General features: G+C 69.8%; 21 protein-coding genes. 13 read left to right on the top strand and 8 right to left on the bottom strand.

Annotated elements, in window-relative coordinates:
• The first annotated feature begins 264 nt into the window (after nt 1-264).
• Together nirB and nirD are read left to right on the top strand one after the other, a co-directional pair.
• Nucleotides 265-2,880 carry a nitrite reductase large subunit NirB gene (gene nirB / locus OO69_RS33725; RefSeq protein ID WP_033284680.1) on the top strand — a complete coding sequence of 872 codons (2,616 nt, stop codon included), beginning with the start codon at nt 265-267 and terminating at the stop codon, nt 2,878-2,880.
• Complete coding sequence (gene nirD, locus OO69_RS33720; protein WP_033284679.1) at nt 2,877-3,227, top strand: nitrite reductase small subunit NirD; 351 nt, start codon at nt 2,877-2,879, stop codon at nt 3,225-3,227. Before nirB ends, nirD begins: the two co-directional genes overlap by 4 nt.
• Before the next feature lie 25 nt (nt 3,228-3,252).
• Here nirD and OO69_RS33715 read toward each other — a convergent pair whose 3' ends face one another.
• Both OO69_RS33715 and OO69_RS33710 read right to left on the bottom strand, forming a co-directional pair.
• The gene (locus OO69_RS33715; protein ID WP_033284678.1) at nt 3,253-4,569 is read right to left on the bottom strand and encodes an MFS transporter; all 1,317 of its coding nucleotides are present in this window, start codon (nt 4,567-4,569) and stop codon (nt 3,253-3,255) included.
• A 71-nt stretch (nt 4,570-4,640) separates the two neighbouring features.
• On the bottom strand, nt 4,641-6,041 hold the full coding sequence (locus OO69_RS33710; protein WP_033284677.1) for a M20 family metallopeptidase: 1,401 nt from the start codon (nt 6,039-6,041) through the stop codon (nt 4,641-4,643).
• Nucleotides 6,042-6,194: 153 nt separating this feature from the next.
• Here OO69_RS33710 and OO69_RS33705 point away from each other — a divergent pair, with 153 nt between their 5' ends.
• The 4 genes from OO69_RS33705 to OO69_RS33690 all read left to right on the top strand — a co-directional run bounded on the left by OO69_RS33705 (nt 6,195) and on the right by OO69_RS33690 (nt 9,887).
• Nucleotides 6,195-7,115 (top strand): LysR family transcriptional regulator, encoded by a 921-nt coding sequence (locus tag OO69_RS33705; RefSeq protein ID WP_033284676.1) that lies wholly within the window; start codon nt 6,195-6,197, stop codon nt 7,113-7,115.
• Nucleotides 7,116-7,242: 127 nt separating this feature from the next.
• On the top strand, nt 7,243-8,382 hold the full coding sequence (locus OO69_RS33700) for an LLM class flavin-dependent oxidoreductase (protein WP_033284675.1): 1,140 nt from the start codon (nt 7,243-7,245) through the stop codon (nt 8,380-8,382).
• A 70-nt stretch (nt 8,383-8,452) separates the two neighbouring features.
• Nucleotides 8,453-9,037, top strand: a complete 585-nt coding sequence (locus OO69_RS33695) for a TetR/AcrR family transcriptional regulator (protein ID WP_033284674.1) — start codon at nt 8,453-8,455, stop codon at nt 9,035-9,037.
• A gap of 70 nt (nt 9,038-9,107) precedes the next feature.
• Nucleotides 9,108-9,887 carry an SDR family NAD(P)-dependent oxidoreductase gene (locus OO69_RS33690; RefSeq protein ID WP_033284673.1) on the top strand — a complete coding sequence of 260 codons (780 nt, stop codon included), beginning with the start codon at nt 9,108-9,110 and terminating at the stop codon, nt 9,885-9,887.
• 19 nt (nt 9,888-9,906) lie between these two features.
• Here OO69_RS33690 and OO69_RS33685 read toward each other — a convergent pair whose 3' ends face one another.
• A complete protein-coding gene (locus tag OO69_RS33685) occupies nt 9,907-10,833 on the bottom strand; it encodes an oxidoreductase (RefSeq protein ID WP_033284672.1) in 927 nt (308 codons plus the stop codon).
• Nucleotides 10,834-11,017: 184 nt separating this feature from the next.
• On the opposite strand from OO69_RS33685, the gene OO69_RS33680 reads away from it, so the two are divergent.
• Nucleotides 11,018-11,521, top strand: coding sequence for an excalibur calcium-binding domain-containing protein (locus OO69_RS33680; protein WP_033284671.1), 504 nt, complete (start codon nt 11,018-11,020; stop codon nt 11,519-11,521).
• A gap of 60 nt (nt 11,522-11,581) precedes the next feature.
• On the opposite strand, the gene OO69_RS33675 is transcribed toward OO69_RS33680, so the two are convergent.
• Entirely contained in the window at nt 11,582-11,971 is a 390-nt protein-coding gene (locus OO69_RS33675; RefSeq protein ID WP_033284670.1) for a DUF6415 family natural product biosynthesis protein, read from the bottom strand.
• 196 nt (nt 11,972-12,167) lie between these two features.
• Here OO69_RS33675 and OO69_RS33670 point away from each other — a divergent pair, with 196 nt between their 5' ends.
• From OO69_RS33670 to OO69_RS33660, 3 genes are read left to right on the top strand one after another with little or no spacing between them, the layout of a single operon-like run.
• The gene (locus OO69_RS33670) at nt 12,168-12,434 is read left to right on the top strand and encodes a hypothetical protein (RefSeq protein ID WP_033284744.1); all 267 of its coding nucleotides are present in this window, start codon (nt 12,168-12,170) and stop codon (nt 12,432-12,434) included.
• A complete protein-coding gene (locus tag OO69_RS33665; RefSeq protein ID WP_033284669.1) occupies nt 12,400-12,933 on the top strand; it encodes a DUF6879 family protein in 534 nt (177 codons plus the stop codon). The genes OO69_RS33670 and OO69_RS33665 overlap by 35 nt, the downstream gene beginning before the upstream one ends.
• 27 nt (nt 12,934-12,960) lie before the next feature.
• Nucleotides 12,961-13,815, top strand: coding sequence for a helix-turn-helix domain-containing protein (locus OO69_RS33660; protein ID WP_033284668.1), 855 nt, complete (start codon nt 12,961-12,963; stop codon nt 13,813-13,815).
• Between the two features lie 34 nt (nt 13,816-13,849).
• Here OO69_RS33660 and OO69_RS33655 read toward each other — a convergent pair whose 3' ends face one another.
• The 3 genes from OO69_RS33655 to OO69_RS33645 form a co-directional block, all read right to left on the bottom strand.
• Nucleotides 13,850-14,374, bottom strand: coding sequence for an AAA family ATPase (locus tag OO69_RS33655; RefSeq protein WP_033284667.1), 525 nt, complete (start codon nt 14,372-14,374; stop codon nt 13,850-13,852).
• A gap of 211 nt (nt 14,375-14,585) precedes the next feature.
• Nucleotides 14,586-17,306 carry a pyruvate, phosphate dikinase gene (gene ppdK, locus OO69_RS33650; RefSeq protein WP_033284666.1) on the bottom strand — a complete coding sequence of 907 codons (2,721 nt, stop codon included), beginning with the start codon at nt 17,304-17,306 and terminating at the stop codon, nt 14,586-14,588.
• Between the two features lie 441 nt (nt 17,307-17,747).
• On the bottom strand, nt 17,748-18,950 hold the full coding sequence (locus OO69_RS33645) for an ROK family protein (RefSeq protein ID WP_033284665.1): 1,203 nt from the start codon (nt 18,948-18,950) through the stop codon (nt 17,748-17,750).
• 120 nt (nt 18,951-19,070) lie between these two features.
• Here OO69_RS33645 and OO69_RS33640 point away from each other — a divergent pair, with 120 nt between their 5' ends.
• The 3 genes from OO69_RS33640 to OO69_RS33630 all read left to right on the top strand — a co-directional run bounded on the left by OO69_RS33640 (nt 19,071) and on the right by OO69_RS33630 (nt 25,129).
• The gene (locus OO69_RS33640) at nt 19,071-20,492 is read left to right on the top strand and encodes an MGH1-like glycoside hydrolase domain-containing protein (RefSeq protein ID WP_051801372.1); all 1,422 of its coding nucleotides are present in this window, start codon (nt 19,071-19,073) and stop codon (nt 20,490-20,492) included.
• 60 nt (nt 20,493-20,552) lie between these two features.
• A complete protein-coding gene (locus OO69_RS33635; protein ID WP_033284664.1) occupies nt 20,553-22,490 on the top strand; it encodes a glycogen debranching N-terminal domain-containing protein in 1,938 nt (645 codons plus the stop codon).
• A 974-nt stretch (nt 22,491-23,464) separates the two neighbouring features.
• Nucleotides 23,465-25,129 (top strand): sulfatase-like hydrolase/transferase, encoded by a 1,665-nt coding sequence (locus tag OO69_RS33630; RefSeq protein WP_051801370.1) that lies wholly within the window; start codon nt 23,465-23,467, stop codon nt 25,127-25,129.
• An 18-nt stretch (nt 25,130-25,147) separates the two neighbouring features.
• Here the strand turns inward: OO69_RS33630 and dusB are convergent, their stop codons facing one another.
• A complete protein-coding gene (gene dusB / locus OO69_RS33625; protein ID WP_051801359.1) occupies nt 25,148-26,326 on the bottom strand; it encodes a tRNA dihydrouridine synthase DusB in 1,179 nt (392 codons plus the stop codon).
• Nucleotides 26,327-26,389: the final 63 nt, after the last annotated feature.

Raw genomic sequence — 26,389 nt, 5'->3', positions numbered from 1 at the left:
TCGGCGACGTGGAGTCGGTGTACGGGTGTCGGCGCAGCCCGTGTGAGCTGCTGTGAACCGATGCCTCCAGCCTTCCGCCGCCGCACGGCGCACACGATGGTGCCTGCACGGGACCCGGGGGTTCGGTTAACCGAACCTCACACCGCTCCCCCGGCGCGCGCCCCGAACCCTCACACCCCCCGCGCGCTCCCGCTGAGGGCAGCGTTCCTCGCGGGAAACAGGTGGGATGCGGTCGGGTAACACCGGCGTCGCAGGCTCCTGGGCATGACCTCGAATCCGCGTGTGGTGCCCACCATCGTGCTCGTCGGCCACGGCATGGTCGGTCAGCGCTTCCTCGAAGCGCTCGCCGAGCGCGGCCTGACGGCGACGCACCGCGTGGTCGTGCTGTGCGAGGAACCGCGTCCTGCCTACGACCGCGTCCAGCTCACCTCGTACTTCTCGGGCCGCACACCCGAGGAACTCTCGCTCACGGACGCGGAGTTCATCGCGGACCACGGGATCGAGCTGTACGTCGGCGACCCGGCGGAGACGATCGACCGGGCGGCGAGAACCGTAACCGCCCGCTCCGGCCTGGCAGTTGAGTACGACACGCTCGTCCTCGCCACCGGCTCGTATCCGTTCGTGCCGCCCGTTCCGGGCAAGGACGCCGAGGGCTGTTTCGTCTATCGCACGATCGAGGACCTGCTCGCGATCGAGGAGTACGCCGGGTCGCGGGCGACGACGGGTGCCGTGGTGGGGGGTGGGCTGCTCGGGCTGGAAGCCGCTGGTGCGCTCAAGGGGCTCGGACTGACCACGCACATCGTGGAGTTCGCGCCCCGGCTGATGCCGGTGCAGGTCGACGCGGGCGGTGGCGCGGCCCTGCTGCGCACCATCGAGGACATGGGCCTGACGGTCCACACGGGGACCGGTACGCAGGAGATCCTCGCCGACGCGGACGGCGCCGTCACCGGCATGAAGCTGTCCGACGGTTCCCAACTCGCCACGGACATGGTGGTGTTCAGCGCCGGTGTCCGCCCCCGCGACCAACTCGCCCGCACCTCGGGCCTGTCGGTCGGTGAGCGCGGCGGCATCACGGTCGACGAGCAGTGCCGTACGGTCACCGACCCGCACGTGTTCGCGATCGGCGAGTGCGCGCTGGCGGCGGACGGCCGGGTGTACGGGTTGGTGGCGCCCGGTTACGAGCAGGCGGAGACCGCCGCCGCGACCATCGCCCAGGACGAATCCGCCTTCACCGGCGCCGACTTGTCGACCAAGCTGAAGCTGCTCGGCGTGGACGTGGCGTCCTTCGGCGACGCGCACGGCGCGACCGCGGACTGCCTCGACGTCGTCTACTCCGACGCGCGGGCGGGGACGTACAAGAAGCTGGTGATCGGCCGGGGCGGCGAGCTGCTGGGCGGCATCCTGGTCGGCGACGCGGACGCGTACGGCACCCTGCGCGCGTTCACCGGGTCCGTACCGCCGGTCTCCCCCGAGCAGTTGGTGCTGCCGGCCGGTTCCGGGGGCGCCGTCCAGCTCGGTCCCTCCGCGCTGCCCGACGCGGCCGTCATCTGCTCCTGCCACAACGTCAGCAAGGGCGCGATCCGCGGCGCGGTGACGGACCACTCCTGCGCGAGCGTGCCGGAGGTGAAGAAGTGCACCAAGGCCGGTACGGGCTGCGGGAGTTGCGTCAAGGTGCTCGGCCAGCTGGTCACCGCCGAGCTGGAGGCGAACGGCGTCGAGGTCGACAAGGGCCTGTGCGGCTGCTTCGCGCAGACCCGCGAGGAGTTGTACGAGATCGCCCTCGCACTGCGTGTCAACTCCTACCAGGACATGCTGGATCGCTATGGCCGCGAGGGCGCCCGGGGCGGCGACGGCTGCGAGATCTGCAAGCCGACGGTGGCGTCGATCATCGCATCCCTCGCTCCGACGATCGGCGCGAGCGGTTATGTCCTCGACGGCGAACAGGCGGCCCTGCAGGACAGCAACGACCACTTCCTCGCCAACTTGCAGAAGAACGGCTCCTATTCGGTCGTGCCGCGCATCCCCGGCGGCGAGATCACCCCCGAGAAACTCATCGTGATCGGCGAGGTGGCCCGCGACTTCGGCCTCTACACGAAGATCACCGGCGGTCAGCGCATCGACCTGTTCGGCGCACGGGTGGAGCAACTCCCGCTGATCTGGGCCAGGTTGGTGGACGCCGGTTTCGAGTCGGGCCACGCGTACGGAAAGGCCCTGCGGACGGTCAAGTCCTGTGTGGGGCAGACCTGGTGCCGTTACGGCGTGCAGGACTCGGTCCGGATGGCGATCGACCTGGAGCTGCGCTATCGGGGGCTGCGCTCCCCGCACAAGCTCAAGTCGGCCGTCTCCGGCTGCGCCCGCGAGTGCGCCGAGGCCCAGTCGAAGGACTTCGGGATCATCGCCACCGCCAACGGCTGGAACCTGTACGTCGGCGGCAACGGCGGCGCGACTCCGCGTCACGCGGACCTCCTTGCCAAGGACCTGTCCGATGCCGAACTGGTGCGCCTGATCGACCGGTTCCTCATGTTCTACATCCGTACGGCCGACCGCTTGGAGCGTACGAGCGTGTGGCTGGAGCGGATTCCGGGCGGCTTGGACCACGTACGGGACGTGGTCGTGGCGGACTCGCTCGGTATCTGCGGGGAGTTGGAGTCGCTGATGGCCGCGCATGTCGCCGGGTATCGCGACGAGTGGGCCACGACCATCAACGACCCGGAGAAACTGGCCCGGTTCGTGTCCTTCGTGAACGCGCCGGACACCCCCGACCCGGTCGTCGGCTTCGTCCCCGAGCGCGACCAGATCAAGCCCGACCTGCCGTTGCTGACCATCGGCATGCGGCCCCAGCAGCCCGCCGACGTCCTGGAAGGAAGCGCCCAGCGATGACCCTGGCTCCCGAGACGACCGACCTGAAGGTCCAACTCCGGCTGGCGGAAGGCTGGTTCACGGTCTGCGACCTCGACCGCCTCACCCCCGGCCGCGGAGTGGCGGCCCTGCTGCCCGACGGCTCCCAGGTCGCCCTCTTCCGCGACCGCTCCGGCAGCCTCTACGGCATCGACAACCGCGACCCGTTCAGCGGCGCGGCGGTGCTCTCCCGCGGGCTTACCGGCACCCACCAGGGCCGCCCGTTCGTCGCGTCACCGCTGCTCAAGCAGCGGTTCGACCTGATCTCCGGGGAGTGTCTGGACGACGCGTCGGTGCGGGTGGCGACGTACGAGGTGCGGGCGCGGTGACACACCGGACGTACGCCGCCGTTCCTCACCGGATGCGGTGCGTGCGCAGCGCGGTCGTCAGGGCCGCGGTGCTCAACACGGCCGTGGCCAACAGGTAGTAGCCCGGTGCCACCGGCGAGCCGGTCGCCTCGATCAGGGCCGCGGCGATCGTCGGGGTGAAGCCGCCGAAGAGCGCGACCGTCGTGTTGTAGCTGAAGGACAGGCCCGTCGCGCGGGCCCGGGCCGGGAAGACGTCGGCCATCACCGACGGCAGCGTGCCGAAGTACACCGCCTTGAGCAGGGCGAGGACTGTGGTGCACAGCGCGAACGTGAGGAACGACGGCGAGGCGTTGAGCCACAGGAAGAGCGGGACGACGCTCACGCCGATCAGCACCGCGGTCGGGATCATGAAACGCAGCCTGCCGTGGCGGTCGCCCAGCAGCCCCACGAGCGGGGTGACGAAGGTCAGGACGGCCCCGGCGATGAACAGCGCGGTGAACGACAGCGAGGCGTCCAGGCCCAGTTGACCGATGCCGTACGTCGGCAGGTACTGCAGCATGAAGTTCAGCGCCGTCGAGACGATCAGCGCACCGCCGGCGATCAGCAGCCCGCCCCAGTGGTCGCGGAAGACCGACACGATCGGCGAGGGCTTCGGGGCCGCCGACTCCAACTCCGCTGCCAGCACCGGGGATTCGTCCATGTAGCGCCGTACGAAGTAGCCCACGGGACCGATCAGCAGCCCGAAGGCGAACGGCACGCGCCACCCCCACGACGTCATCTGCGCATCCGACAGCACCGCCGTGAGAACCGCCGCGAAGCCTGCCGCCATGAGGGTCGACAACCCCTGACTGGCGAACTGGAAGCTGCCGAGGAAACTCTTGCGCCGCTCGTCCTGCTCGACCAGGAACGACGTCGCCGCCCCGAACTCGCCCCCGGCGGCGAACCCTTGGATCAGCCGCGCGAGCACGATCCCCAGGGTCGACGCGATGCCGAGGGTCGAGTACCCGGGCATCACCGCGAGCAGCAGCGTGCCGAGCACCATGAGCCGGATCGACAACACCAGTGCTTTCTTACGGCCGTTGCGGTCCGCGTACGCCCCGAGCAGCAGCCCGCCGAGCGGCCGGATCAGATACGTCACGCCGAACACGGCGTAGGCCTGCACCAGTTGGACGCCGGGGTTGCCGCCGGGGAAGAACGTGCGGCCGATGTAGGAGGCCATCAGCGCGTAGAGGGCGAGGTCGAAGAATTCGAGCGCGTTGCCGATGCTGGCCACCGCGATGGCACGGCGGGCGGTGGGGCGATTCGGCGCGCGGGTGTCGTCGGGGTGGGTGGACTGGATGGGCTGGGGGGACGGAGCGGTCATCGGGGGTCCTTCCGGCGGGTGTTGGGGAGGGGTGTGCCGGACGGGGTGCGGGTGCCGAGACTCGGGGGCTATCAGTGCTGTACGGGGAGCGGGCGGTCCGCCGATGGACGGCCGAGCGCGTGGAAGAGGCCGGCCGCCAGGACGAGGCCCTCGCGGGCGATCGGCGCCAACAGGTGCTCGTCGGGGGCGTGTTGGAGGCAACCGGGGTAGGAGTGGGGCAGCCAGAGGGTCGGCAGGCCGAGGACGTCGGTGAAGACGGCGTTGGGCAGGGAGCCGCCGATGTTGGGCAGCACGGCGATCGGGCCGCCCGTGACCTCTTCGAGCGTGGTCCTGGTCCAGCGCACCCACGGGTCGTCGAGCGGGGTGCGGCTCGCGGCGAAGCTCCCGAGCACTCGGACGTCGACCATCGGGTACCCGTGCTCGGCCAGATGCCGGGCGACGGCCTCGGCGGCCTTGTCTGCGTCGGTGCCTACGACGTAACGGAGTTGGAGGACCGCGCGGGCGCTGCCCGGGATCGCGTTGACCGGCCGGTCGGCGTCGGCCGCGCCGAGGGCGAGGACTTCGAGGGTGTTCCAGGCGTAGAGCCGTTCGGCGGCGGACAGTTGGGGCTCGCCCCAGCCCTCGTCCGGTACCGGGTCGCCGGGCGAGGCGGCGACGGTGACCCCGGCGAGTGCCTCGCGGACCTCCTGCGGGATCGGGGGCGGCAGCAACTCCGGTACGCGGATACGGCCGTGGCCGTCGACCAGGGTCGCGACGGCACCGGCGAGGGTGGTCGCGGGGTTCCGCAGCAGGCCGCCCCAGTTGCCGGAGTGGTAGGCGTCCGGCCGTAGATCGGCGGTGAGTTGGAGCCCTAGGCCGCCGCGCGCGCCGAGGAACAGTGTCGGGGTCGTGGCGTCCAGGCGTGGCCCGTCCGAGGCGACGAGCACGTCGGCGCGCAGCAACTCCCGGTGTTGGGCGGCGAATTCGGCGAGCCCGGGCGAGCCGATCTCCTCGCCGGACTCCAGTAGGAAGGTCAGGTTGAAGCCCAACGAGCCCTGGTCGGCGAGGAGTAGGCGCAGCGCGGCCAGATTGACCAGATGCTGGCCCTTGTTGTCGGCGGAGCCGCGCCCGTACCAGCGGTCGCCCTCGGCGGTCAGCGTCCACGGGTCGCGGCCCTCGCTCCACCGGCCGGCCTGGCCCTCGACGACGTCGGCGTGGCCGTAGACGAGCACGGTCGGGAGGTCGGGGGACTCGACGCGGGTGCCGATCAGGAAGGGACCGGCCGCCGGATCGGGGTTGTCGTAGCGGGCGACCTCGCAGCCGAGGGCGGTCAGGGCGGGGGTCAGGAACTCGTCGAGGTATGCCTCAATGGCAAGGCGGCCCTCCGGTCGGGAACTCTCCGTGGCGTACGCGACCATGGTGGCCAGCTCGGTGAAGAAGGCACCCGAGTCGACGAACTCCTCGGCTTTACGGGCCAGTTTCTCAGGGATCACGGGAAGATTTCTCCAGGGAGGGCGGCGGTGGGGCGGGCGGTGCGCTCTCGTCGTTCCAGCAGAGTAGGGCGGAATCGGGCGGGCGACCATTGCCGTTTGTGACGTGAAGCGTTCTACTTTCGGCAACGCAGTACATGACCATCAAGGGACCCCATGCAGCTTCTGCCGGTGAATCTCGCCTACTTCCTGGAGGTCGCCCGCACCGGATCGGTGACCGAGGCGGCGCACGCCCTGAATGTCGCGCCCTCGGCGATCAGCAGGCAGATCGCCAAGCTGGAGTCCGGCATCGGGGTCCCGCTGTTCGCCCGGCATCCGCGCGGGATGGCCCTGACCGAGGCCGGCTCGCGGCTGCTGGCCCACGCCCGGCGCACGGAGACCGAATCGACCACGCTGGTCGAGGAGTTGAGGACGGGGCGGGGTGCGGAGGCGCGCAGTGTCGCGGTCGCCTGTTCGGAGGGGTTCGCGCGACGGCTGGTCCCGCGGGCGATCGCCGGCTTCCGGCGCGAACACCCCGACGTGGCCTTCCGCGTGGACGTGGTCGCCCGCCAGGAGGCGACCCGCCGCGTGGTCGAGGGGCTAGCCGACGTCGCCGTCACCTACACGATGGGCCCGCAGCACGACGTCCGCGTCGAGTGCGCGGTCGTGGTCCCGGTGACGGCGATCGTCCCGCTCGGCCACGTACTCGCCGGGCGGGATCGCATCAGCCTCGCCGACCTGTGCGCGTACCCGCTCGCGCTGGCCTCGCCGGGCACCAGTCAGCGTGAACTCGTCGACATCGGGGCGCAGTTGGAGGGGATCACAGTCCGTCCGGCGCTGGTCTGCGACAGCCTCGCTCCGCAGTACGAGTTCGTGCGGGCGGGAGGCGGCCTCGCCCTCGTCGGCGATCTCGGTGATCTCGGCGACACAGAGCAGAGCGCCGCGACCGAGGGCGTGACGTACGTCCCCGTCGACCACCCGGTGTTCCGGCAGCGCGAGGCGCAGGTGCAGACGGCGACGGGGCGGCGGCCGTCCTGGTCGGCGACACAGTTCACCGAGTTGCTGGTGGCGTCACTGCGGCGGGACCGGTCGCCTTGAGCCGCGACCTGCACATGAGCCTCACAGCGGAACATCACGGCCGTAACACACTTCCCTGACAATCTGATCCGGCCGCGTGGGAGCGCTTCCCATCACAAGTCGGCTGAAGAGAAGGGCAGTTCAGTACGTGAAGCTCGACATGTTCAGCGAGATCCAGGACCCCAGGCCGTGGGCGACCGAGGACCACGAACACCGGCGGATCACGGAGGCGGTCGAACAGGCCGTGCTCGCCGACGAGTTCGGGTACGACTGCTGGTGGCAGGTGGAGCACCACGGCGCGGCGGAGTTCAGCCTCAGCTCGGCGCCGGAGTTGCTGCTGGCGGCGCTGTCGCAGCGCACGTCCCGGATACGGCTCGGCCACGCGGCGGTGTTGGCACCGGCCGAGATCAACCACCCGCGCCGGGTTGCCGAACGGGCCGCCTGGCTGGACCAGTTGAGCGGCGGCCGGGTGGAGCTGGGCCTGACGCGTTCCACGGCGCCGGAGTGGCGCATGTTCGGCGTGGACCCGGCGGGCGCCCGCGCCCAGACCCAGCGGGCCTTCGAGGAGATACCCCGGCTGTGGACGGGCGCCGGCGACCAGCCACTCGTACCGGCACCCCTCCAACACCCGCACCCGCCCCTGTGGCAGGCGGCGTCCAGCCCGGCGTCGTTCGAGGAGGCGGGCCGGCGCGGGGTGGGCGTCCTGGGCACGACCCTCTGGGAACCGCTGACCCGGGTGGCGCGGCTGGTCGAGCTGTACCGCGAGGCCGTAGCCAACTGTGAACAGCCGGCCGGTGCCTTCGTCAACGACCAGATCGCGTTCTTCACGTTCGTCCATTGCGCGGAGACCGATGAGGAGGCACTCCGATCGGGCGCCGCAGCGGCGGCGGCCTGGTACACGGCCCGGGCGCTCACCTTCTTCGAGGCGGCGGACGCGTTCGTCGAGACGATGACGATCCAGCAGGGCATCCTCGCCGACCCGGCCGGCGGCGGCCTGACCGGCGCGTTCCTGCGCGACGAGGTCGACACGGCCCCCAACGCGGCCCAACTGGCCATCGGCCGCATCCTCCAGGGCGAGACCGTCCCCGAGGACGAGTTGTTCGAGGCGCTGATGGCGCAGGATTCCCTGATCGTCGGCAGCCCCGACACGTGCCGCAAGAAGCTGCGGGCGTATGCGGACGCGGGCATCGACCGGTTGATGTGCTTCCAGCAGGTGGGGGCGATCCCGCATGAGCGGGTGATGGACAGCATCCGGCGGGTGGGCGAGCTGATCCCGGAGTTCGCTTGACCGGCGGGGCCCTGTGCACCTTGGTAGCAATTCTTGACTGATCGTTCTAGACGGACCTAGGCTGCTGGACATGGCCAGGACCAAGGAGTTCGATCCCGAGGCCGCGCTGCGGGCAGCCCTGGAGCTGTTCTGGCGGCGCGGCTACGAGGCGACGTCGATGTCCGACCTCGTCGAGCACTTGGGCGTCGGCCGGGCCAGCATCTACGCGACCTTCGGCAACAAGCACGAGCTCTACCTGAAGGCCCTGGAGAGCTACGACCGGGCCGGACTCACCCCGATGGTGCGGGAGTTGTCCCAGCCGGGGCCCGCGCTGCCGCCCGTGCGGGCGATCGTACGGCGGTACGCGGCCGAGGCGGCGAACGAGCAACTCCGGGCGCTGGGCTGCCTGGTGACCAACACGGCGGCGGAACTAGCCCCGCACGACGTGGCCGCGACCCGGCTGGTGGAGCGCAACTGGGACCAGTTGGAGGCGGTGTTGCGTTCGGCGCTGGTGCGGGCGCAGGCGCAGGGCGAGTTGCCGGCCGACCGCGATCCGCTCGGCCTCGCGCGCGTGCTGCTGGTGCTGATGCAGGGGCTGCGGGTGGTCGGCCGGGCGTCCGGGGACCCGGCGCGGGTGCGGGACGCGGCCGAGCAGGCGTTGACGTTGCTGGACTGAGACACCCCGCTGTTCAGGGCCTTTTCTTATGCCCTCATATTGAACTGATCGGTCAAGAAAAGGGGAGATCATGACCAGCCGCAACACACCAACCCGCTTCTCCGGCAGGACCGCGCTCGTCACCGGGGCGGGCTCTGGTATCGGGCGCGCCATCGCCCTCGCGTTCGCGGCGGAGGGCGCCAACGTCGTCGTAGCAGGACGGCGACGCGAACCACTCGACGAGACCGTCGCGTTGATCGAGGCCGGGGGCGGCAAGGCCCTCGCGGTAACTGCCGACGTATCGAGGGCAGTTGACGCCCAAGCCCTGGTCCAGGCAGCCGTAGACCGCTACGGCTCGCTCGACGTGGCCGTCAACAACGCGGGGATCTTCCGGGGCGGACGCCCCCTCGCCGACCTCACCGAGGAGGACTGGCGCGCCCAACTCGACATCAACGTCACCGGAGTCTTCCTAGCGCTCCAGGCGGAGATCCGGCAGATGCGCACCCAGCCGTCCGGCGGCGCGATCGTCAACGTGGCATCGACCTTCGGCGTGCACACGAGCAGCCCCGGCGCCGCCGCCTACGCCGCGTCCAAGGCCGCCGTAGCCGTGCTGAGCAAGGGCGCCGCCGTCGACCACATCCGCGAGGGCGTCCGCATCAACGTGGTCAGCCCCGGCGCCACGGACACCCCGATGTCCCTGCGCGCGGGCGAGACGGAGGCCGACCGAGCCGAACGCGTACGGGCCACGCTCCCCCTGGGCCGTATCTCCGCCACGTCCGAAGTGGCCGCCGCCGTCCTGTACTTGGCCTCGGACGACGCGGCGTCGGTGGTGGGCACGGACCTGGTGGTGGACAGCGGCGCGACGGCGTAGAGGCGGGCAACTCAACGACTCACGGCTTGAGTTGGTCGTAGACGACCCCCGTCAGCTCCTCCGAAGCGACCCAAAGCCGTTGCCCCATCGCGTCGTTGAGGGTCCAGGGTGCCCGCCAGGACGGTGCCGGTGCCCCGCGCCACATCGCGACGCGGGGGCCGAAGAACGCGTCAGGGCGTACGTCGGGGGCGGTGGCCGCGTAGAGGGAGGGCAGCGCGCCGGCCTCCGCGGACTGGGCGAAGACACGGTTGCCGATCTCCATGAACCGCTCGGCGCCCCTGCGCCCTTCCGCCTGCGGCCCGGCGGTCTGGAGGTTGGTGGCTGCGTACCCGGGGTGGGCGGCGGCCGCGATCACCCCCGAACCGGCCGCCGCGAGCCGCCGCGCCAGCTCGTGCGTGAAGAGCAGGTTGGCGGTCTTGGAACGGGAGTACGCGGTCCAACGGCTGTACCGGCGCTCACTGTTGAGGTCGTCGATGTCGATGTTGGCGAGCAGGTGCATGAAGCTGGAGAGCGTGACGATCCGGGCGTCGGGAGCGTCGAGCAGCGCCGGCAGCAACAGCCCGGTGAGCGCGAAGTGCCCCAGGTGGTTGACCCCGAACTGCGTCTCGAACCCGTCCACCGTGGTGCCGTACGGCATCGCCATGACCCCGGCGTTGTTGACGAGCAGATCGAGCCGCTCGTAGGGGAAGGTGTCCGCGAACTCCCGCACGGAGGCCAGATCCCCGAGATCCAACCGCCCGAACTGCGCCTCGGCGCCCGGCACTTCGGCCACGATCCGGTCGGCGGCCTCACTCCCCCGCACTTCGCTCCGGCAGGCGAGCACGACCCGGGCACCCTTACGGGCCAGCTCGCGCGCGGTGACGTAGCCGAGCCCGCTGTTGGCCCCGGTGACGACGGCGACCCGGCCGCGCTGGTCGGGGATGCCGTGTTCGTTCCAGCCGGACATGAGCGGGCTCCCTCGGTGAGCGTGGACAGGCGTCGGCGAGCGGTTGGGATCTCAGCGTACGAGAGCCGACCCGCCACCGCTCCGCTCACTCCGAGCGACATAACCATCACGAGATGGTCACTCTTCCCTCACGTCCCGCACCGGGGCAATACGGTCCATGTCTCACCAGACACAGGGGGACGACATGACCCACCCGTACGCCACACCACCCATGCCCCAGCCCCAGCCGCCGTTCCAGCCGGTCCGCCCCGCACCCCGCTGGGCCCGCAAGCGCTACGTACTCCCCGCCCTCGCCATGGCCTTCTTCATCGGCATCGGCGCGGGCGGCTCCGGCCAGAACAAGAAGACCGACACGACGGCCGACGCGAAGCCGGCAGCGGCCAGCCCCCAGCCGACGATGACCGTCACCGCGACGACGACGGAGACGGCAACCCCGGCACCCGCGCCCACGGTCACCGCGACCAAGACCGTCAAGGTCACGAAGACGGTCACCGCGGAGGCCGCGGCGGGCAGCGGCTCGGGTTCAGGTTCCGGCTCTGGTTCCGACGACTCCAACTCCGGCGGCGGCAGCACCTATTACGCGAACTGCACCGCGGCCCGCGCGGCCGGCGTCACGCCCCTGCACAGGGGCGACCCCGGGTACGACTCCCACCTCGACCGGGATGGGGACGGGGTCGCCTGCGAGTGACGGCGGGCGACGGGCGCGGGGATAGGCGGCACCGTCCACGGTGTGAACTGAGTCCTGAGATCACGAGCGCACGCCGATGTTCTCGTAGTGATCGCACAAGGCGTTCAGGACGCGGGCCAGACGTCTCCCGTAGGCGACCACTCTGTCCCATCCGGAACCCGGCTCAAGGCGCAGCCTCTCCCGCGCCTCCCCGACGCATGCCAAGGCGCAGTAATGCGCGACGTTCTTGGGGTGCTCGCCAGTCACTCTCTGAATGTCGGGGATCAGCAATTCCAGTTGCCCGCGCATCAGTTGGATGAGGATGTCCAACTCGGCGGCGCTCAGCGGGAGAACACCAGGGGTGGCGTCCGGATCCAACAGTCGGTCAGCGGTCACGCGCATCATCTCGATGTCCGGTGGGAGCCGATTCCTGTCTTCGGCCGTGGGCGGATGCGCATTGGTTGGCCTCATGTCAGCGCTCCTCGCAGCGTGGGCCGTGTCGTCACTGCGGAACCTAGGAGTGCGATACGCGTGCGCTCCAGCAATGTGCAGATATGTGCGCACAGAGCACTAGCCAGCCGTTGGCTGGTAATTGGCTCTTGACTGGGGCCAGCTCACCGGACGACGGTATTGCACAGTCCTGCATAACCAGATGCTGGAGGAAACCGTGCCGCTGCTGTTCATCGGAATCGACCAGAACACCGGTGACTACGAATCACCCACGGTCTGGGTCGACCAGGAGAAGCAAGAACTCGTCTTCCAAGGATGGAAGCCGGACCTCGAACTCGAAGCGGAGTGCGCGGCGTTCGAGGTACCCGGTCACGCGGTCGGCATCCCCGAGAACGAGGCTGTGGTCCGTCTCCCCGCCAGGATGGTGCCGATGATCAGGGAGGCCTGCGATGCAGTCGAACGTTCCGCCGCAAGCGTTCGCTGACCTCCTCTCCGGCGCCACCCGCACGGCCGTACACCTGGAAATGCGGGACGTCTACGGGGTCGACTACGAGAGCGGCCCCTTCGCGGAGTGGCGTCAAGGCTTCCGGCACGACCGTGCCGACCGCGGCTCCTGGTGGCGCCCCTGGCTCGACCTGGTCGAACAAACCGCCGCGCGCGGCGTGACCGTCCGACGAGCCCGGATCGTGTCGGAGCCCGTCAGCGAGTACACCCGCTTCCTCTACGACGGCACCTTCACGAACGTCGCCGCGGGCGAGCAGGTTCGCTGGCTCCCCCGCCGCCGGGCCTCCGACATCGCCCTGCCCGGAAACGACTTCTGGCTCTTCGACGAACAGGTCGTGCGCTGGAACCACTTCAGCGGCGAAGGCGCGTCCCAGGGCGGCGAGGTCACCCACGATCCGGCTGCGGCCAAACTGTGTTCTGATGCCTTCGAGGCCGTCTGGGAACGAGCCGTCCCGCACGACCAGTACGAGATCCACTGACATCGGCAGTATCGGACAGGCCAGTTCATGCCCATCTCCCCGTCCTCGTCCGCCCAGGCCGCGCGCGAGGTCGTCGCCCGCCAACTCCGCGACCTGCGACGGACCGCCGGGCTGACGGTCGTCGAACTGGCCGGCCGATGCCACTGGCACCACGCCAAGACCTCCCGCATCGAGAACGCCAAGACCGCACCGACCGCGACCGACATCCGCCTGTGGTGCCGGGCCTGCGGCGCCGTCGACCAGGCCGAACCCCTGATCGCACGGTCACTGCACGCGGAATCTCTGTACACGGAATGGCGCGCTCAAGTCCGCGACGGCCTCAAGGCACTTCAGGCCAGCGAACCTCGGCTGTTCCAGGACACCGCCCTCTTCCGGATCTACTCCTCCTCCCTGGTGCCCGGCCTGCTCCAGACAGAGGGCTACGCCGCAGGCGTCCTAGGGATCAGCGCCCGCTTCCGAGAAGTACCGATCGACGACAGCGCCGACGCCGCCAGAGCTCGCGTCGCCCGAAGCCGGATCATCCACGAGCCCGGGCACCGGCTGGTCGCCGTGATCGAGGAGTCCGTCCTCCACCACCAGATATGCGATGCGGAAGCCATGGCGGCCCAACTCGGCTACCTCCTCACCGCCGGTGCCCTCCCCCAGGTGTCGCTCGGCATCGTGCCGATGACCTCTTCACCGAGGGACCAGTGGCCGCGGGAAACATTCCACATCTACGACGACCGCCTCGCCAGCGTCGAGCTGATATCCGCCCGCGTCCGCATCACCGAGCCGTCGGAAATCACCCTGTACCTGAGGGCCTTCGAGGAGTTGCGCGGCATGGCGGTCTACGGTGCCGAGGCTCGCGCACTAATCGTGAAGGCCGTGGAAGCCCTGCACTGATCGGCGATGGGCGGCAACAAGGTTGGCCGGACAGTCACGCGAGCGATGGCCACCGTTCGGCGGCCCACTCCAGCCATCCTGACCACCCAGGAGGTGGACCTGCTACCTCAAGTCCATCGAGTTCCGTGGCGTCGGGCTCCTCGAACAGTGTCCTCCAGTGCACGAGGTCCGCCTCGCTCATCGCGAAGGTCTGATCAGGGGTGGCCGACTGGCGATGGGCGATCCGAGCGCGTTGGGTCTCAAGGTCCACCGGCACGTACACCAGGTGACAGGACGCGCCGACAGACATCACCAACCAGCGGATCGCGGACCTCTCGTCACGAGACCAGCAGCCGAAATCCAGGACCACGTTCGTTCCCAGCTTCAGCGCCTCCAGCCCCACCCAGAGCAGCCGTCCTTCTAGCACATCGCGCTTCCCCGCCGGCTGCGGATCACCGAACAGCGGGAGCATCCACTCATCAGGCGTCAGCCGCAGCGCGCTGTGCTCCTTGGCCAACTGCCGAGCTCTCGTGGTCTTTCCGGCCCCGGGCAGGCCGACCGTCAGGAACAACGTCGTCACGCCCGGATCTTGTCACGAAGGCCAAGTGATCACGGCTTGAGCCAAAGGCGGACCGAACCTGCGGTGGCAGAGAGGGGCGACACCCCCGCACAGGGTGCCGCCCCTCCCCTCGCAATCCGGAACCACCGCCGCGTCGGTGAGGGTCAGGATGACCGACAGCAGTTCCGGGGTTCTTGGACGCCCTACGACCTACCAAAGGTCAGCCATGCGCCTACCGATGATCGCTCCCCTGCCCCGCCGAAGCCGCCCGCCCCGCTTCAAGCCGAGCCACCGGAATCCGGAACGGCGAGCACGACACGTAGTCCAGCCCGACCTCGTGGAAGAAGTGGACCGACTCGGGGTCGCCGCCGTGTTCGCCGCAGACGCCGAGCTTGAGGTCCGGGCGGGTTTCGCGGCCCGCCTTCGCCGCGAGTTTCACCAGGGAACCCACACCGTCCCTGTCGATCGTCTCGAAGGGGGAGACGCCGAAGATGCCCTTCTCCAGGTAGGCCGTGAAGAAGGAGGCCTCTACGTCGTCCCGACTGAAGCCCCACACCGTCTGCGTGAGGTCGTTCGTGCCGAAGCTGAAGAACTCCGCCGCCTCCGCGATCTGGCCCGCCGTGAGGGCCGCGCGCGGGAGTTCGATCATCGTGCCGATCGAGAGCTTCAGGGACGTGCCCGTTGCCGCTTCCACCTCCGCGACGACCTGGTCGGCCTCCTCGCGGACGATCTCCAGCTCCTGGACCGTGCCGACGAGCGGGATCATGATCTCCGCGCGCGGGTCGCCCTTCGCCGCCTTGCGTTCGGCGGCGGCCTCCGCGATCGCCCTTACCTGCATTGTGAACAAGCCCGGGATCACCAGACCCAACCGCACACCCCGCAACCCCAGCATCGGGTTCTGCTCGTGCAGGCGGTGGACCGCCTGGAGGAGGCGGAGGTCGTTCTCGTGGGACTCCTGGCGGGACTCCGCGAGGGCGACACGGACCGACAACTCCGTGATGTCCGGCAGGAATTCGTGCAGCGGCGGGTCCAACAGGCGGACGGTGACCGGGAGTCCGTCCATCGCCTTGAACAACTCGACGAAGTCGGCCTTCTGGAGCGGGAGCAGCGCCTTGAGGGACTCCTCGCGCTCGGTGTCCGTGTCGGCCAGGATCAGGCGTTCCACCAACTCGCGGCGGTCGCCGAGGAACATGTGCTCCGTACGGCACAGGCCGATGCCCTGCGCCCCGAAGCGGCGGGCGCGCAGCGCGTCCTCGGCGTTGTCGGCGTTGGCGCGGACCCTCAACCGGCGTACGCGGTCCGCGTATCCGATGATCCGGTGGACCGCCTCGACCAGCTCGTCGGCGTCGTCGGCACCCGCGTGCATCCGGCCCTCGAAGTACTCCACGACCGGGGACGGGACCACCGGGACCTCGCCCAAGTACACCTTGCCGCTCGACCCGTCGATCGAGATCACGTCGCCCTCCTCGACCACGTGACCACCCGGCACCGTCATCCGGCGCCGCTTGGTGTCGACCTCCAGTTCCTCCGCACCGCAGACACACGTCTTGCCCATGCCCCGCGCTACGACGGCCGCGTGCGACGTCTTGCCACCCCTGCTGGTGAGGATGCCCTCCGCCGCGATCATGCCGTCGAGGTCGTCCGGGTTCGTCTCCCGGCGGACCAGGATCACCTTCTCCCCCGAACGTGACCACTTCACCGCCGTGTACGAGTCGAAGACCGCCTTGCCGACCGCCGCACCCGGCGAGGCCGCGATGCCCCGGCCGACCTGCTGGACCTTCGCGTCCTCGTCGAAGCGCGGGAACATCAGCTGCGCCAACTGCGCCCCGGTGACCCGCTGGAGCGCCTCCGCCTCGTCGATCAGCCCCTGGTCGACGAGTTGGGTCGCGATACGGAACGCCGCACCCGCCGTCCGCTTCCCCACCCGCGTCTGGAGCATCCACAACTGGCCGCGCTCGATGGTGAATTCGATGTCGCAGAGATCCTTGTAGTGGTTCTCCAGGGTCTTCATGATCTGCATGAGCTGGTCGTACGACTTCTTGTCGATCTGCTCAAGTTCCGCCAGCGGGACGGTGTTTCGGATGCCGGCGACGACGTCCTCGCCCTGCGCGTTCTGCAAGTAGTCGCCGTAGACGCCCTGGTGGCCGCTGGCCGGGTCGCGGGTGAAGGCGACGCCCGTGCCCGAGTCGGGGCCGAGGTTGCCGAAGACCATGGAACAGACGTTGACCGCCGTGCCGAGGTCGTGCGGGATACGTTCCTGGCGGCGGTAGAGCTTGGCGCGGTCGGTGTTCCAGGAGTCGAAGACCGCGTGGATGGCGAGGTCCATCTGCTCGCGCGGGTCCTGCGGGAAGTCGCGGCCGGCCTCGGTCTTGACGATCCGCTTGAACCGGGTGACCAGCTTCTTGAGGTCGGCAGCGTCCAACTCGGTGTCGACGGCGACCTTCTTGACCTCCTTGGCCTTGTCGAGCGCCTCCTCGAAGAGGTCACCGTCGACGCCGAGGACGGTCTTGCCGAACATCTGGATCAGACGGCGGTACGAGTCCCACGCGAAGCGCTCGTCGCCGGCCTGCTTCGCCAGGCCCTGCACGGACTTGTCGGAGAGCCCGATGTTCAGGACCGTGTCCATCATGCCGGGCATCGAGAACTTCGCCCCAGAGCGCACCGACACGAGGAGGGGGTCGTCGGCCTGCCCCAGCTTCTTGCCCATCGTCGCTTCGAGGGCGTCGAGGTGTGCACTCACCTCGTCACGCAGTGCCGCCGGCTCCTCGCCACTGTCGAGGTACGTCTTGCACGCCTCGGTGGTGATGGTGAAGCCGGGAGGGACGGGAAGGCCCAGGTTCGTCATCTCGGCGAGGTTGGCACCCTTGCCGCCGAGGAGCTCCTTGAGGTCCTTGTTTCCCTCGGTGAAGTCATAGACGAACTTCACTACGTGGGGTTCTTTGTTTTCCGACACGGGTCTCGACTCCTCGGGACGCGGGTGGCTGCCCTGACGGCCAGGAACATACCCAGATCGAAGGCGTCTGGGTACGTCCACTTGCATGTCATGCGTCTGTAACCGGCAGTCCGCCAGCGGATCGAAAGTCAAAGCTCGGCAAGCGAACACCGGCGGATGTTTTCACTTCTTGAACGCGGCACGGCCCATCAGCGCGCTTTTGCGCTCACATGAGCGGTTCGCGGCTCGCCTGTTTTCGATCGATGAACGATCAAGGGGTGGCACGGAGTGCCACCCCTTGGAGAAGTGCAGCCGCGCAAGATCCGCTCACCTGAGCGCCACCCCTATCAAAGGTGGCGAGAATCACGCTTCCACAACCGACCGGATTTCACCATCCGGACGGGTCTCGCGACCGAAACGCGGACGTCACATGCCCCTGGACCGCACGCACCCGCCGCGCCCTCACATGCCCAGCGCCAGCAACCGCTCCTCCACCCGCTCCGGCGCGTACAGATGCTCCACGACCAGCGCCCCCGCCCCCACCAGCCCGGCCCGTTCGCCGAGCCGCGAGGTCAGGACGTGCAGATGAGCGGTGGAGCGCGGCAGCGCCCGCTGGTACAGCAGCTCCCGTACGCCCGTGAGGAAGGAGGTGCCGGCCAGGTCTCCCGCGATCATCAGCACCCCGGGGTTGAGCAGCGTCACCACGGTCGCCAGCACGTCCCCGACCTGCCGTCCCGCCTCGCGGGCGAACGCGGCCGCTCCCGGGTGCCCGGACGCCAGCAGGTCCCGCACATCCGAGCCGGACGCCGCCGGCACCCCGGTCTCCGCCAGCCGTCGCGCCACGGCACCACCACTCGCGACGGCGGCGAGACAGCCGTAGGAACCACAACGGCACAGCGCCTGCGCGCCCGCCGGAACGCGGATGTGGCCGATGTCGCCGGCGCCGCCGTCGATCCCCCGGAAGATGGAACCGCCGACGACGACTCCCGCGCCGATACCCGTCGACACCTTGACCAGCACGAAGGCCGAGCAGTCGGGGTGGCCGGTGCGCTGTTCGCCGTAGGCCATGAGGTTGGCGTCGTTGTCGACCAGGACCGGGACCCGCGGGGCGCCGGTGTGTTCGGTGAAGGCGCGGGCCAGGCGGCCCCGTATGTCGTAACCGTCCCAGCCGGGCATGATCGGCGGCTGGACGACGCGGCCGGTCTCGCTGTCGACGGGTCCGGGGACGGCAAGCCCGATCCCGCAGACCTCGGACGCCTGATGCCCGGCCTTCTCCAGCAACTCGGCGAACCAGCGGCCGAGTTCGCCCAGTACGGCTTCCGGCCCGTCCTCGATGACCAGCGTGCCGCCGTGCTCGGCGAGGATCTCGCCGGTGAGCGAGAGGACGCACGCACGCGCGTGGCGGGTGTCCAGGTCCGCCGCGAGGACTACGGCGTGGGCGTCGTCGAATTCCAGGGTGATCGACGGGCGCCCGCCCAGCGGGGAGTCCACCGGGCCGCCCGCGCCCTCGCGCAGCCAGCCCGCACGGAAGAGCCGGTCCAGGCGCTGGCCGACGGTCGCGCGTGAGAGTCCGGTCACCTGTTGGAGGGCGCCGCGGGTCGTGGCGCGCCCGGTGCGTACCAGTTCGAGCAGATCGCCGGCGCTCGCTTGACCTCGTCCAGTCATGCGCACCCCCTTGTGTTTCTCAACCCTGCATTACATATTGAGTTTTGCGTGTTAAATAGACGTAACCCTACGGTAGCCATGACCGAACCGGTCGGCACGATGTGTTTCGTGGAGTCCCGAGTGGATCGCACTGCCCAGCTCACAGCCCTCCCCGTGGAACGCACCTTCGTATACGATCCGCCACCCTTGTCAGGTTCGCTGCACCTCAGGGCGGCTGCCGTACTGGAAGGGAACTGGACGGGTACCTCAACCGTCCCCTCCCGCGGTCTGTATCCGCACCAGTGGTCCTGGGACTCCGCGTTCATCGCGATCGGTCTACGGCACCTCTCGCCGCTGCGGGCGCAGACGGAGCTGGAGACGCTGCTCGCCGCCCAGTGGGGCGACGGACGTATCCCGCACATCGTCTTCAACCCCTCCGTACCGCTCGACGCGTACTTCCCGAGCCCCGACTTCTGGCGCTCCTCGACCGCGGGGCGCACCGCGGGCGCCCCGCGCACCGTACAGACCTCGGGCATCGTGCAGCCACCGGTCCACGCGCTGGCAGCGTGGCTGGTCCACTGCGCCGACCCGGGCCTCTCCCGCGCGCGTGGCTTCCTCGCCGGTGTCTACCCCCGGCTGGCCGCCTGGCACCGCTATCTGCTGCACCGGCGGGACCTGGGCGGCGGCGGGCTCGCGTCCGTCGTACACCCCTGGGAACAGGGTATGGACAACAGCCCTTGCTGGGACGCCCCGTTGGGCCGGATCCCGCCGGCCCCGGCCCGTTCCTTCCGCCGCGCCGACCTCGACCACGGAGCGGCTGAGGACCGGCCGACGGACCTCGACTACGGCCGTTACGTGCGCCTCGCGACGGACTACCGGGACGGCGAATACGCCGACGGGGCAAGCGAGTTCGCGGTGGAGGACCCGTCCTTCAACGCGCTGCTCATCGCCTCCGAGCACGCACTGGCCCGTATCGCACGGGAGTTGGGCGCGACGGGCACGGCCCGGCACGCGCGCGCGGAACGCCTCACCGGGGTGCTGATCGACCGGCTGTGGGACCCGGCCGAGGGCATGTTCTTCTGCCGCGACGTCAGGGGTGAGGGTCTCATCCCCGAGCGGAGCATCTCCGGGCTCATCCCGCTGCTCCTCCCCGACCTGCCCCGGGACATCACCACGGCCCTCGTCCGTACGGCGTCCGGTCCGCACTTCGGGCTCGGGGACACCACCCGACTGCCGCCCAGCTACGACCTGTTGGGCGAGGCGTTCGACCCGCACCGGTACTGGCGCGGGCCGGCCTGGTTCAACACGAGCTGGCTGCTGGAGCGCGGACTGCGGCTGCACGGCGAGCGGACACGGGCGGAGGCGCTGCGCACGGCGGTGCTGGAGACCGCCGCCGCCACCGACTTCGCCGAGTACGTCGACCCGTACGACGGCGAGGCGTGCGGCGCGACCGGCTTCAGCTGGACCGCCGCGCTGACCCTCGATCTGCTTCACGAGCCCCCCGGGCACGGCGTGTCCGCCGCGGGTCTCGGCACGTTCGACATGAGTGACACACGTGACTGACGCCGACGTCAGTGACACAGAAGTCAAGGTCGCCAAGAGAGTCAAGGGAGGGGACCGGGGATGACGGACCGGCATCATCTGCTCGTGCACGGCGGGACGTTCGCAGCCGTGGGCGACGGCGGGGACATCAGCGGCGTACGGGGCGGCAGTTCCCCGGACGGGTTATTCGTACGGGACGCCCGGCATCTGAGCCGCTGGCAGTTGACGGTCGACGGCGCGGTGCCGGAGGCGCTGACGCCGGTGGCCGACGGGGACATGGCGCGCTGTGTCCTCGTCCCGCGCGGCGGCCGCCAGGAGCCGCCCGCGCACACGCTCTTCCGTGAACAGGCCGTGGGCGACGGCGCGTTCGTCGAATCGCTGAAGGTGACCAGCAACCGCCCGGTGCCGACCACGGTCCGGCTCGCGGTCACCGCGGACGCCGACTTCACGGACCAGTTCGAACTCCGCTCCGACTACCGCACCTACGCGAAGATCGGCGCCACCCGCTCCCGCCAAGTCCTGGAGGACGGCGTGGAGTTCGCCTACCAGCGCGGCGAATGGCGTTCTTGTACGACGGTCACGGCCGAGCCCGCTCCCGACGGCGTCGAGGAGACCGGCACCGGCGCGCGCCGCATGGTGTGGACCCTGGACCTCGAACCGCACGGCACCGCCGAGTTGGCGCTCCGCGTGATGGCCCGCCCGCACGGCGACAAGCGCGCCCTGCGGGTACCGCGCTCCCCGTCCGCCCTGAACGACCAACTCATCGCCCTGGAGGGCGAGTACGTCCAGGGCGTCTCCTTCCCCACCGGCTGGCCGGAGTTGGCGGCCGCCTGCGCCCGGGGCCTGTCGGACCTGGCCTCGCTCCAGGTCCCGGCGACGGGCCCGGACGGCGAGGAGCTGCGCGTACCGGCGGCGGGGGCACCGTGGTTCCTCACCCTGCTGGGTAGGGACGCCCTCCTGACCTCCCTCTTCGCGCTCCCTTACCGCCCCCAACTCGCCGCCGCCACACTGCCGGCGCTGGCCGCGACGCAGGCGACGGCGGTGGGCCCCGAGTCGGTCTCCCAGCCCGGCAAGATCGTGCACGAGGTGCGGCACGGTGAGTTGGCGCACTTCGGGCAGGTGCCGTACGGGCGTTACTACGGCTCAGTGGACGCGACGCCGCTGTTCCTGGTGCTGCTCGGCGCGTACGTGGAGCAGACTGGCGACACGGCCCTGGCTCGCCGCCTGGAGCCCAACGCCCGTGCCGCGATCGGCTGGATGCTGGACCACGGCGGCCTGACCTCGCGCGGTTACCTGGTCTACCGCGCGGACCAGGGCGGCCTCGCCAACCAGAACTGGAAGGACTCCCCCGGCGCGATCTGCGGCGCCGACGGCACGCGGGCGAGTGGTCCGGTGATGGCGGCGGGGGCGCAGGGGTACGCGTACGACGCGCTGCGCCGCACGGCGTGGGTGGCGCGGACGGTGTGGGAGGACGAGACGTACGCGGCCCTCCTGGAACAGGCCGCGGCGGACCTACGGGACCGTTTCCAGCGGGACTTCTGGATGCGGGAGCACTCCTTCCCGGCGCTGGCGCTGGACGGGGAGGGCAGGCAGGTCGACGCGCTGGCGTCGGACGCAGGCCACCTGCTCTGGTCCGGCCTGCTGGACAAGGAGTACGGCGAACTGGTCGGCCGCAGGCTCCTGGCGCCGGACTTCTTCTCGGGCTGGGGCGTCCGCACCCTGGCCTCGGGCCAAGCGGCGTACCACCCGCTCTCGTACCACCGGGGTTCGGTCTGGCCGCACGACAACGCGCTGATCACCCTCGGCCTGGCCCGCTACGGCCTGCACGACGAGGCCCGCACGGTCGCGCACGCGCTGGTCGACGCGGCGACGGCGACCGGCCACCGTCTCCCGGAGGTCCTCGCGGGCTACGGCCGCGACACCCACCCGGAGCCGGTTCCGTACCCGCACGCGTGCGTACGGGAGTCCCGTTCGGCGGCGGCTCCGTTGGCGCTGCTCACGGCGGTCGGGGGCGCGTGACACAACGGTGATAAGGCGTTTGCCGGGTGTTTGCCCAGTTCCGTGAACAGGGGCCCGAGGCAACTCGTACGGAAGAGCGGCGGTCCTGCCTCCCCAGTCGGACCGCCCCTCCACTCCGATCACGGGCCTCGCACGGAAGGACCTTCGGGTTGCCTCAGCACACGAGCACACGCCAGACACCGAATACGGCCGGGGCAGCCGATGGCGAGGTACTGCCGCCGGACACGAACGACGAACCGACACCGGACCCCGCGATAGCAACGCCGGAGGCCTCCGGCACCGAGTCCAAGTCCGAGGCGGGCGCGGGGAGTTCCGCGGTCGGTGAGGCCGGGGCCGAGGCCGACCTGTCGGCGGGCGCCGACGGCAAGACCAAGGCGGACCGCCTCGCGAGCGTCAAGAGCAAGGCAAGGCCTTCCGCCGACGCCGCGACCAAGGCCGGCTCCGCTGCGGGCGCCAAGGCCGAGGCCGATTCCCCTGCGGGCGCCAAGACCGAAGCCGGCACCTCTACCGCCGCCAAGACCGAGGCCAGTTCGCCTGCCAGCTCCGCGACCAAGGCCGGCTCCGCTGCAAGCACCGCGCCCGAAGCCGACGCTTCTCCCGCTGCCGAGCCCGACCAAGCCGAGGCCCCCGCGCCCGAACGAGCCGTAGAAACGCCCTCCGAGGCTACGGCGGAAGCCGCGCCCGACACCGCGTCCAGCACCGTGAAGTCCGGGACAGCCGAGGCTGTCGACGCCCCCGCCCCCGGAGCCGCAGGCTCCGAAGCACCCGACACCGAGGCCGCCGAGAAGGCCACCGCGACCGCCCCGGACACCGAAGCCGAACCCGACGCCTCAGCCACCGACACGGACGCGGACACCTCAACCGACCCCGAAGCAGCCGCAGACACCGCCCCCGGCGCCACGGAAGCCACCACCCCCCGCCCCAAACGCCCAGGCCTACGCACCTGGAGCAGCCGCCTAGGCCTCCGGCGCCGTATGCAAGCCTGGCGGGAGAAGCACCCCGTCGCCGCGCTCACCCTCTCCTGGGTCGTCACGTTCCTCGCCGCCGTGCTGGTCTACATCTGCCTCGAAATGCCCAACACGCTGGGGCAGTTGAGGCTGATGGAGTTCGCGCGGCTGCCCGCCGAGGCGATCATGGCGGCGGTGATTCTGCTGAGTCTGCCGCGGCGGGCCCGGATCATCGTGGCCGCGGGGTTCGGCGCGCTCGTCGGGGCGATCGCCGTGCTGAACATGTTCGACATGGGGTTCAACGAATACCTGGGCCGGCACTTCAACATCATCCTGGACTGGAGCCTGTTCGGGGACGCCCGCGGGTATCTGAAGGACACCTTCGGCGGGACGGCCACCCAGGTCATCACGGTCGCCCTCATCGCCCTCATCGTCGCGCTGATCGTCCTGGTCGCGCTGGCGATGGTCCGGCTCAGCAACGTCCTGGTCGCCTACAAGGCCATCGCCACCAAGGGCACCCTGATCGCCGGCACGGTGTGGATCACCCTCACCGCCTTCGCGCTGGAGTTCCACGGCATCCCGCTCGCCGCCGACCACACCGCCGGCGTCATCAAGTACCAGGTGCGCGCGATGCAGGAAACCCTGCGCGACGAGGCCGAGTTCAAGAAGGTCGCCAAGGTCGACGCGTTCGGCAACACCCCCGGCAGCCAGCTCGTCCCGGACCTCCGCGGCAAGGACATGATCTTCACCTTCATCGAGAGCTACGGCCGTAGCGCGATCGAGGACCCGATCATGGCGCCCGGTGTCGACTCGACGCTCGCCGCCGACACCAAGGCCCTCTCGAAGGCGGGCTTCGCCGCGAAGAGCGGCTGGCTGACCTCGGCGACCTACGGCGGCAGCAGCTGGCTCGGCCACTCCACCACCATGTCGGGCCTGTGGGTCAGCAACCAGCAGCGCTACCGCACGGTGATGGCCAGCGACCACCTGAGCCTGACCGACGCCTTCAAGAAGACCGGCGACTACGACACCGTCGGCGTGATGCCGGGCATCCAGAAGGGCTGGCCGGAGCAGAGCTTCTACGGCCTCGACAACGTCTACAACGCCTTCCAACTCGGCTACAAGGGACCGAAGTTCAGCTGGTCGACGATGCCGGACCAGTACGCGCTGGAGCAGTTCCAGAAGCAGGTGCACAGCAAGCCGCGCGCCGACGGCAAGTCGCTGATGTCGATGATCATCCTGACCTCCAGCCACCAGCCCTGGGCGCCGATCCCGAAGCTCGTCCCGTGGGACCAGCTGGGCAACGGTTCGATCTTCGACGCGATCCAGAAGGCCGGCAACAAGGCGTCCAGCGTCATCGCCGACACCACCAAGTCCCGCCAGGAGTACGGCAAGTCGATCCAGTACTCGGTGAACTCCCTCACCCAGTGGCTGGAGCGCTACGGCAACGACAACACCGTGCTCGTCTTCCTCGGCGACCACCAGCCGATCGCCCGGGTCAGCGGCAACCACGCCAGCCGTGACGTGCCGATCTCGATCGTCGCCAAGGACCCCAAGGTCCTTGAGAAGATCGACAGTTGGAACTGGACCGACGGCCTGCGCCCCGCCCACAAGGCCCCGGTGTGGAAGATGAGCGACTTCCGCGACAAGTTCCTCACGGCGTACGGCTCGACGCCCCACCCGAAGAAGAACTGACCAGTCACCGAAGGATGTTCAGCCTCCGGACGTGTCCAGTTCCGCGTCCTCGCTGATCCCCGCGCAGTCGTACGGGTCCTTCAGCCAACCGTCCGGCAACACCACCCTGTTGTTGCCGGACGTACGGCCGCGGGGCCCGTCCGCGCCCACTGGCCAGGGCTGGTCGAGGTCCAACTCGTCGAGCCCGGAACGGAGTTCCTCCAGCGACGACGTGATCGCGAGCCTCTTGCGCATCTCGCTGCCGACCGCGAAGCCCTTCAGGTACCAGGCGACGTGCTTGCGGAAGTCGATGACTCCCCGCGCCTCGTCCCCGATCCACTCACCGAGCAGCGTCGCGTGCCGCACCATGACGTCGGCGACCTCACGCAACGACGGCTCCAGGACGTCCTGTTCACGCCCCTCGAAGGCCGCCACGAGATCCGCGAACAGCCACGGCCGGCCCAGGCACCCGCGCCCGACCACGACCCCGTCGCACCCGGTCTCCCGCACCATCCGCAGCGCGTCCTGCGCCGACCAGATGTCGCCGTTGCCGAGCACGGGGATCTCCGGCACATGCTCCTTCAGCCGCGCGATCGCGTCCCAGTCCGCCGTACCGCCGTAGTGCTGGGCGGCCGTGCGTCCGTGCAGCGCGATGGACGTGACGCCCTCCTCGACGGCGATGCGTCCGGCGTCGAGGAACGTGATGTGGTCGTCGTCGATGCCCTTGCGCATCTTCATCGTGACGGGCAGGTCACCGGCCCCGCTGACGGCCTCCTTCAGGATGGCCCGCAGCAGGTTCCGCTTGTACGGCAGCGCGGAGCCGCCGCCCTTGCGGGTGACCTTCGGCACCGGGCAGCCGAAGTTGAGGTCGATGTGGTCGGCGAGCCCCTCCTCCGCGATCATGCGGACGGCCTTGCCGACGGTCGCGGGGTCGACGCCGTACAGCTGGATCGAGCGAGGCTTCTCGGTCTCGTCGAAACGGATCAGCTGCATGGTCTTGTCGTTGCGCTCGACCAGCGCCCGGGTCGTGATCATCTCGCTGACGAACAGGCCCTTGCCACCGCTGAACTCCCTGCACAGGGTGCGGAAGGGCGCGTTCGTGATCCCGGCCATGGGGGCCAGGACGACGGGCGGCGAGACGGTGTGCGGGCCGACCTGCAACGGGGTCACAGCCGGGGACACGGGCGGGGAGACGGGCGCGGAGACGGGCGTGGACATTGCTCCATTGTCCCGTACGGCGCCGGGTGCCCGGGTCCGAAGATCGTGTATCGGTAATTAGTT

It is taken from the genome of Streptomyces sp. NRRL F-525 (assembly GCF_000716605.1).
Taxonomy (GTDB): Bacteria; Actinomycetota; Actinomycetes; order Streptomycetales; family Streptomycetaceae; genus Streptomyces.
This window is presented reverse-complemented; position numbering and strand designations above follow the sequence as displayed.